This window comes from Aliiroseovarius sp. S1339 (assembly GCF_023195695.1).
GTDB lineage: Bacteria > Pseudomonadota > Alphaproteobacteria > Rhodobacterales > Rhodobacteraceae > Aliiroseovarius.
The window spans coordinates 250,580-258,053 of record NZ_JALPQG010000007.1; the positions used below are offsets into that span (position 1 = coordinate 250,580).

The 7,474-nt window shown below is 59.2% G+C and carries 7 protein-coding genes; 2 read left to right on the forward strand and 5 right to left on the reverse strand.

Annotated elements, in window-relative coordinates; translation table 11 throughout:
• Positions 1 to 18 precede the first annotated feature (18 nt).
• Both rnr and dapE read right to left on the reverse strand, forming a co-directional pair.
• On the reverse strand, positions 19 to 2,274 hold the full coding sequence (gene rnr / locus MUY35_RS12610; RefSeq protein ID WP_248369013.1) for a ribonuclease R: 2,256 nt from the start codon (positions 2,272 to 2,274) through the stop codon (positions 19 to 21).
• Entirely contained in the window at positions 2,271 to 3,428 is a 1,158-nt protein-coding gene (gene dapE, locus MUY35_RS12615) for a succinyl-diaminopimelate desuccinylase (protein ID WP_248369015.1), read from the reverse strand. Before dapE ends, rnr begins: the two co-directional genes overlap by 4 nt.
• Positions 3,429 to 3,578: 150 nt before the next feature.
• Here dapE and MUY35_RS12620 point away from each other — a divergent pair, with 150 nt between their 5' ends.
• Entirely contained in the window at positions 3,579 to 4,178 is a 600-nt protein-coding gene (locus MUY35_RS12620; protein WP_248369017.1) for a hypothetical protein, read from the forward strand.
• 10 nt (positions 4,179 to 4,188) lie between these two features.
• On the opposite strand, the gene MUY35_RS12625 is transcribed toward MUY35_RS12620, so the two are convergent.
• The 3 genes from MUY35_RS12625 to dapD all read right to left on the reverse strand — a co-directional run bounded on the left by MUY35_RS12625 (position 4,189) and on the right by dapD (position 6,283).
• A complete protein-coding gene (locus MUY35_RS12625; RefSeq protein ID WP_248369019.1) occupies positions 4,189 to 4,821 on the reverse strand; it encodes an HAD hydrolase-like protein in 633 nt (210 codons plus the stop codon).
• Positions 4,822 to 5,163 carry a hypothetical protein gene (locus tag MUY35_RS12630; RefSeq protein WP_248369021.1) on the reverse strand — a complete coding sequence of 114 codons (342 nt, stop codon included), beginning with the start codon at positions 5,161 to 5,163 and terminating at the stop codon, positions 4,822 to 4,824.
• A gap of 292 nt (positions 5,164 to 5,455) precedes the next feature.
• On the reverse strand, positions 5,456 to 6,283 hold the full coding sequence (gene dapD, locus MUY35_RS12635) for a 2,3,4,5-tetrahydropyridine-2,6-dicarboxylate N-succinyltransferase (protein ID WP_248369023.1): 828 nt from the start codon (positions 6,281 to 6,283) through the stop codon (positions 5,456 to 5,458).
• A gap of 232 nt (positions 6,284 to 6,515) precedes the next feature.
• Between dapD and MUY35_RS12640 the strand changes: the two genes are divergently transcribed.
• On the forward strand, positions 6,516 to 7,358 hold the full coding sequence (locus MUY35_RS12640) for an LOG family protein (protein WP_248369026.1): 843 nt from the start codon (positions 6,516 to 6,518) through the stop codon (positions 7,356 to 7,358).
• The last annotated feature ends 116 nt before the right edge of the window (positions 7,359 to 7,474 follow it).

A 7,474-nucleotide genomic window follows, 5' to 3' on the forward strand; every position in this document is an offset into this window, starting at 1 on the left:
CCGACCGGAAAAACACAACTACCGACGGGATCGTTTCACTTTCTTTTTTACCTTTGCGGATTTTCGTTTGCTTGTCATTGGTTTCCGTGGCGTAGACTTACCGCCCTTGCGTCCGCGGCTGGGCGTCAGCTTACGCCCCTCGATATCCAGCAATTCCAGCGACAGCCCGCCGGTTGTAGGTATGGCTTCCGCCAGCCGCACAGTGACGCGCTGCCCCAGGCCGATCACCAGCCCTGATCGTTCACCGACCAGAACTTGTTCATCGGCATCGTGGCGGAAATACTCATTGCCAAGCGAGCTGATTGGGACCAGCCCGTCCGCGCCGGTTTCATCCAGTTTCACAAAAAGGCCAAAGCGGGCGATACCGGCGACGCGCCCGGTGAACTCGCTGCCCACCCGTTCGGCCAGGAAGGATGCCAGATAACGGTCTGTGGTATCACGCTCGGCGGCCATCGACCGTCTTTCGGTTTCGGAAATATGCAGGGCGGTGGCTTCCAGACGCTCGATGTCCTCGGCGCTTAGGCCATCCTTTCCCCAGCCATGGCCCGAGATCAGCGCCCGGTGAACGATCAGGTCCGAATAGCGCCGGATCGGAGACGTGAAATGTGCATAGGATTGAAGCGCCAGCCCGAAATGCCCGAAGTTCTGCGGAAAATAGTAAGCCTGCGACATGGATCGCAGTGTGGACATGTTGACCAACTCGTCGAACTCGGTGTCCTGAGCCTGTGCAAGAAGATGGTTCAGGTGGCGGGTTTTCAGCATTTGCCCTTTGGCCAGTGTGAAACCAGAGGCTTGGGCAACTTCGCGCAATGCTTCCAGCTTTTCGGGGCTGGGTTCTTCGTGCACACGGAACAGAAGCGGCCGCTGCAAGCGGGTCAGTTCCTCGGCCGCCGCGACATTGGCGAGGATCATGAATTCCTCGATCAGTCGGTGCGCGTCGAGCCGCTCTGCCACTGCGACTGACGCAACCTTGCCATCCTCATCAAGGATAATTTTGCGTTCGGGCAGATCCAAGTCCAACGGCTGACGCGAGGCGCGTGCCAATTTGGTCGTCTCATACGCGGCAAAAAGCGGGGCAATGACTTCGTCCATCAGGGGCGCGCATTTCTCGTTCGGATTTCCATCCTGAGCGGCCTGTACTTCGGTGTAGTTTAACGAGGCGTGGGACTTCATCAGACCCCGAATGAAGCTGTGGCTGAGTTTATGCCCCTGCGCATCCAGCACCATACGCACGGCGATACAGGCGCGCGGCACACCTTCGTGCAGGCTGCACAGATCGCCGGACAGACGGTCGGGCAGCATCGGCACAACGCGGTCCGGAAAATAGGTCGAGTTACCTCGCCGCCGGGCCTCGTGATCCAGATCAGAGCCGGGCGTCACATAATGGGCCACGTCCGCAATCGCGACCCAGACCACGTGACCGCCGGGGTTCTTCGGGTTGTCATCGGCGTGCGCATAACAGGCGTCGTCATGGTCGCGCGCATCTGCTGGATCAATGGTGATCAGGGGCAGGTGGCGCAGGTCTTCACGCCCTTTCAGGCCCGCGGGTTTGTGGCTGTCTGCTTCTTCAATCACGTTGTCGGGGAAGGCGTCCGGGATGCCATGCTGGTGGATCGCAATCAGGCTAACCGCTTTGGGAGCTGTCGGGTCGCCAAGGCGCGCGACAATGCGGGCGCGCGGCAGACCCATGCGGGATTTGGGGCCGGATTGCTGAGCTTCCACCAACTCGCCATCCTTGGCCCCTTCGTCCGCGCCAGTATCGACGCGCCATTCCTTATCCTGCCCCTTGTCGATCGGCACGATGCGCCCACCATCGGACCCGGTGCGATAGATGCCAAGAATGCGGATCGGGTTTGTGCCAATGCGCCGGATCAGGCGGGCTTCATAGGCGTACGGCTCGTCCTTAACCTCGGTCATGCGGGCCAAAATCCGCTCACCGGGTTCCAGCGCGGGGTCCGAGCTTTTCATCACCAAAATGGCGCGTGGAGCAGCGCCTTCCCCCGCCCATTCCATCGGGGTTGCATACAGGTCACCATCCGCGTCGGGCGCATCCACCCGCAACACCGAGACGGGCGGCAACTTGTCAGGGTCGCGATAGGTCTTGTCGCGCTTGGACAGGTGGCCTTCGGCCTCCAGTTCTTTCAACAGGCGCTTCAAGTCGATGCGCGCGGCCCCTTTGATACCGAAGGCACGCGCGATATCCCGCTTGCCGGTCTGGGTCGGGTTTTCCGAAATCCAGTCGAGGATTTGTTGCTTGGTGGGGATCTGACTCATGCGAAATAATCCCGAATGATGCGTGAATAAATGGATTTAAGTTGGGTGATCTGGGCAACCTCCACCCGCTCGTCGACTTCGTGCATGGTTTTGCCGACCAGACCGAATTCGACCACCGGGCAGATGTCCTTCACGAACCGGGCGTCTGACGTGCCGCCGGTTGTGGACGCTTCGGGCCGTCTGCCGATTTCCGCTTCGACGGCTGTTGCGACGAGGTCAGACAATGGGCCGGGCGGTGTGACGAAGCTTTCGCCGGACACTTTGGTCGTTATCTCGATATCCACCCCGGTGGCTTTGCCAATCCGGGCTGCCTCGGCATTCAGCCAGTTAATCAGGCCGCCGGATGTATGGGCGTCGTTGAATCTGATGTTTACCGTCGCTTTGCATTCGGCGGGGATGACATTCGTCGCCGGATTGCCGGTGTCGAAGGTGGTGACCGCCAGCGTGGACGCATCGAAATGGTCAGTGCCCTTGTCCAGCTCGTGCCCCGCAAGGTCTGTGATCAGTTGCGCAAGTGCTGGCACTGGATTCAGCGCGCGGTGCGGATAGGCCGCGTGGCCTTGCACGCCGCGGGCCGAAAGGAACGCCGTCATCGACCCACGCCGCCCAATTTTCATCATTTCGCCCATCGTTTCGGGGCTGGTGGGTTCGCCCACGATGCAATCGTCGATGGTTTCGCCTGATGACGCCATCCAGTCTAGGATCGCCGTTGTGCCATCTGTGGCGTCGCCTTCCTCGTCACCGGTGATGGTGATAACAAGGGACGCATCCTCGGGCGCGTCCGCCACGAAATCTATTGCGGCGGCGACCCATGCGGCGACACCCGATTTCATATCCGTTGCGCCGCGCCCATACAAAAACCCATCGCGGATTTCCGCGCCAAACGGGTCCACGGTCCACGCATCTGCATCGCCTACCGGCACCACATCTGTGTGGCCGTTGAAGCCCAGCGTGGGCGCATTACGAGACCCCCAGCGGGCAAACAGGTTTGCCACGCCGCCCCGGTCGATCCGGGTGCAGGCAAAGCCCGCGTCGCTTAACAGACCTTCCAACAGCACCAACGCCCCGCCTTCCAGCGGCGTAACCGAGGGGCAGCGCACAAGCTGCTGGGTCAGCGCGACGGGGTCAATTGGCGAATGGGGTGCTTCGGGCATGCTCAAGGCTCCTTTGAAACCTCTGTAAAGTGTCGGCGGGGGCACTGCAATTGGTGGCAGTATTGTGCAGCGTAAGTCAGTGTCGCTGGACGTCTGGAATTGACCGCTCTAACCTGCGGGAAATCTTCACTGATGCGGTTGGAACCCTTGATGAAAAAACTCCTCTTCCTTTTGCTGATCCTTCCCTTGTCTGCTTGTTTTGACGCCGATCTGGCATTTGTCGTACATAATGACGAAACGGCGACCATGTCGGCACACATGAAAATGGGGCCGGAACTTTACGGCATGATCGCCTCAAGCGGGGAAGACCCCTGTAAAGATGGCGTCGGAACGCAAAACGCCGATGGGTCGTTCAATTGTCTGGTCACGGAAACTGACACGATCGACAATCTGATCGCGAAGATTGAAGAAGAAAGCAAAAATGCTGCCGAAAATAGCGGCATTGACCCCAATCAGGGCGTCACGATTGAGCGGATGGCCGGACCGTTTGTGAAACTGTCCTTCGACCTTGCCGAAATGAAACGCACGGCGGCGGAAAGTGGCATGGACCCGGCCATGATGGGTGCGTTCCAGCAGACGTTACAAGGCCACGGCATCCATATGACGATCAAGGGCAAAGAAATCGTCGAAACCAATGGTACTTTGTCGCAAGACCGCACAACTGCCGAGATCAGAATACCGCTGGCCGCATTGCTTCAACCAGATTCCAGCTTGCCGGATGTGTTTCAAACGATCGTGCGGACAGAATGACGATGGCTCGTTAGGCCAACAAATCCTCGACAGCGCCCGGCAAATCGCTGGGCGTTTTCGCATTCGCATCGGCGCCTGACAGGTCATCGGACGCACCATAACCCCACGTGACCGAGACGAACTTCATCCCCACACTGCGCGCGGCATTCATGTCGTAATGCCGGTCCCCGATCATCACGCATTGAGCCGGGTCGTGGCCGGTCCGTTCCAACGCGTGGGCCAAGAGTTCACCCTTGTCGTTGCGGGTGCCGTCAAGCTCGGGCCCGAATTCATGCGTCATGTGCTGCGACAAGCCGAAATGGGCGGTGATTTTGCGGGCATAGACGTGAGGTTTGGCGGTCGCGATGTGCATTACGTGGTCCGCGCCGATACGCGCCAACGCATCCGGAATGCCGTCAAAAACGGTGCAGTCATACATGCCGCCGTCTGTATAGAATTTTCGATAATGTTCTAGCGCAACATGAGGGTCAGGCACGCCGAGCTGCTTAAAGCTCCACAACAGCGCGGGGCCGATCACCCATTCCAGATCGTCCGGGTGCGGGGCGTCCAGCCCGAGCGCCTCTAGCGACTTTACCACACTGCCTGTGATCCCCGGTTTGGGGTCGGTCAGCGTGCCATCAAGATCCCAGAAAACGGTGCCCATTTAGCTGTCTTCGTCAAAGAAAGGGGTCATCTGGGCGACGATCACGCTGTTTTCTTTCAACGCGCGGCCCATCAGGGTGCGTTCGTCACCGGGGATGTCGTGCCCCTCGGCCAAACGTTCTTCAAGGCTGCCATAGCCGTTCACGTCAAGCGGGGCCAGATCGGCTTGCTTCAGGATGGCGACGGTTTCGCGGACCGCTTCGGCCTCGTCCACGCCCGAAGCATAGCAGACCAAAGCCGCGCCATTTGCGCCGTCGGGCAGGCCATCGCCCTCTTTTCGACCGACTTCCACCAGCAGGGTGTAAACCTGATGGGGCTTTTTTGGTTTTTTCTCTTTGTCCATGCTGAGGGCTTAGGCCGCATCCGCGCCGGGATCAAGCCTTGCCCGATTAGACAGCCAAGGTGCAGGCGACTGGCGCAGTTTCGCCGCGCGTTTGAGCCGCCTCGGCGGCAAAACCGACTGCGATCAAGCCGCTGAGCAGTAATAAACGTACCATGTGATCCTCCCATTGTTTGGAAGTGATACGCAGCAAGTCGGATTTTACGTCACTTTTATTTTTAAATGGGTTGAAAAAAGGCGCGCCGACCACCTCAGCCAGCACGCCCCGATTTAGGTTTTGACGCCCTTCGTCGCGTCAGTCGCGCAGCAGCTCGTTGATCCCGGTTTTCGATCGGGTCTTGGCGTCGACACGCTTCACAATCACAGCGCAATACAGGTTGATGTCGTTCTTGGAGGGCATAGACCCTGCGACCACCACCGAATAGGGCGGCACTTCGCCATACATGACCTCGCCGGTTTCGCGGTCAACGATCTTGGTTGACTGACCAATGAAAACGCCCATGCCAAGCACAGACCCTTCGCGCACGATGCAGCCTTCGACCACTTCAGATCGGGCACCGATGAAGCAGTTGTCTTCGATGATTGTCGGCCCAGCCTGCATTGGCTCCAAAACACCGCCGATGCCAACGCCGCCGGACAGGTGCACGTTTTTGCCGATTTGCGCGCAGGACCCAACGGTGGCCCAGCCATCAACCATCGAACCTTCGTCAACATAGGCCCCAATGTTCACGAATGACGGCATCAGCACAACGCCGGGCGCAATAAACGCCGAGCGGCGGACGATAGAGCCGGGGACGGCGCGAAAGCCAGCCGCGCGCCATTGGTTGTCGCCCCAACCGTCAAATTTGGACGGTACTTTGTCCCACCAAGTTGTCCCGCCGTTACCGCCAGAAATCGGCTCCATGTCGTTCAGTCGGAAGGACAGAAGAACCGCCTTCTTGGCCCATTGGTTCACATGCCAGTCGCCGTTCTCGCGGGGTTCCGCCACACGTAACTTGCCGCTGTCCAAGGCGGTCAGGGTGTCTTCGATCGCTTCACGGACCTCGCCTGTGGTGGCGGGGGTGATTGTGTCGCGCGCCTCCCAGGCGGCTTCGATGGCGGCTTCGAGTTGGGCGTTCGACATGTCAAAGGGCTCCGTGCATGGGGTTTGGGCGCGTTTGGTTTCGAATGGCCTATAAGGGGCATCGGCCGTTTGTGCAATGGAATGAGGCACCCGCCCTCAACTTTCAAACATTCGATCAGGCGCGCAGGCCGCGCCTTCTGACCCTCGCGCAGAGGTGAGAACGCGACGCTGGTTCTTCGCTTCCAAAGACGCTAGCTCTTGTTGGAACGCAAGAGTGACAGGATCAGTGAATATGAAAGACGACCGCACCCACCCCTTCCGCGACAGCCAACAGGACCGCGAGGCATCGCATCACATACCCGACACCCCGCAGACCCGCGCGTCGGCATATCGTCTGGCCTATGACGATAATGAATTCATGTGCCGCGATGATCTACGACCGGTGCGTTGGCAGTTGGAGCTGATGAAGCCTGAACTTCTGATGCAGGAATACGGGGTGGAAAGCACGGTTGTTCTGTTTGGTGGTGCGCGCATTCCGGAACCTGCAAAGAAGGACACGGCGCGGACCGAAACGCTGGCAGAGCTGTCACGGTTTTATGACGAGGCGCGCGAGTTTGCGCGGCTTATGACCCTGCGATCCAAGGTGAACAACCACCGCGAAAACGTGATCGTCACCGGCGGTGGCCCCGGTGTGATGGAGGCCGGGAACCGAGGTGCTGCGGACGCGGGCGGTGTGTCCATTGGCCTGAACATCGTGTTGCCGCACGAACAGGCACCGAACGAATACGTGACGCCCGACCTGTGCTTCAACTTCCACTATTTCGCCATCCGCAAAATGCATTTCCTGATGCGGGCCGAGGTGATTGCCATCTTCCCCGGCGGCTTCGGCACGCTGGACGAGATGTTTGAAAGCCTGACGCTGATCCAGACCGGCCGCATGAAACGAGTGCCGTTCCTTCTGTTCGGTCGCGAGTTCTGGACCCGGATCGTGAACTGGGAGGCATTGGCCGCGGCTGGCACCATCAGCCCGGATGATCTGGAGTTGTTTAACTTCGTCGAAACCGCACAAGAGGCGATTGACGTCATTGATGGATGGGGCAAGCCGGGAAAAAGGACTGATATACCGGGGCGGTGAGGGGGCGGGAAGGTCTGCTAAGCGGGACAAGGCGGACGTTCGGAAAACCAGAGAATCTATGGTATTCTGCCCCAAGTTGCCGCAGAGGACCAACTATGTCAGAACGATCCACCAGC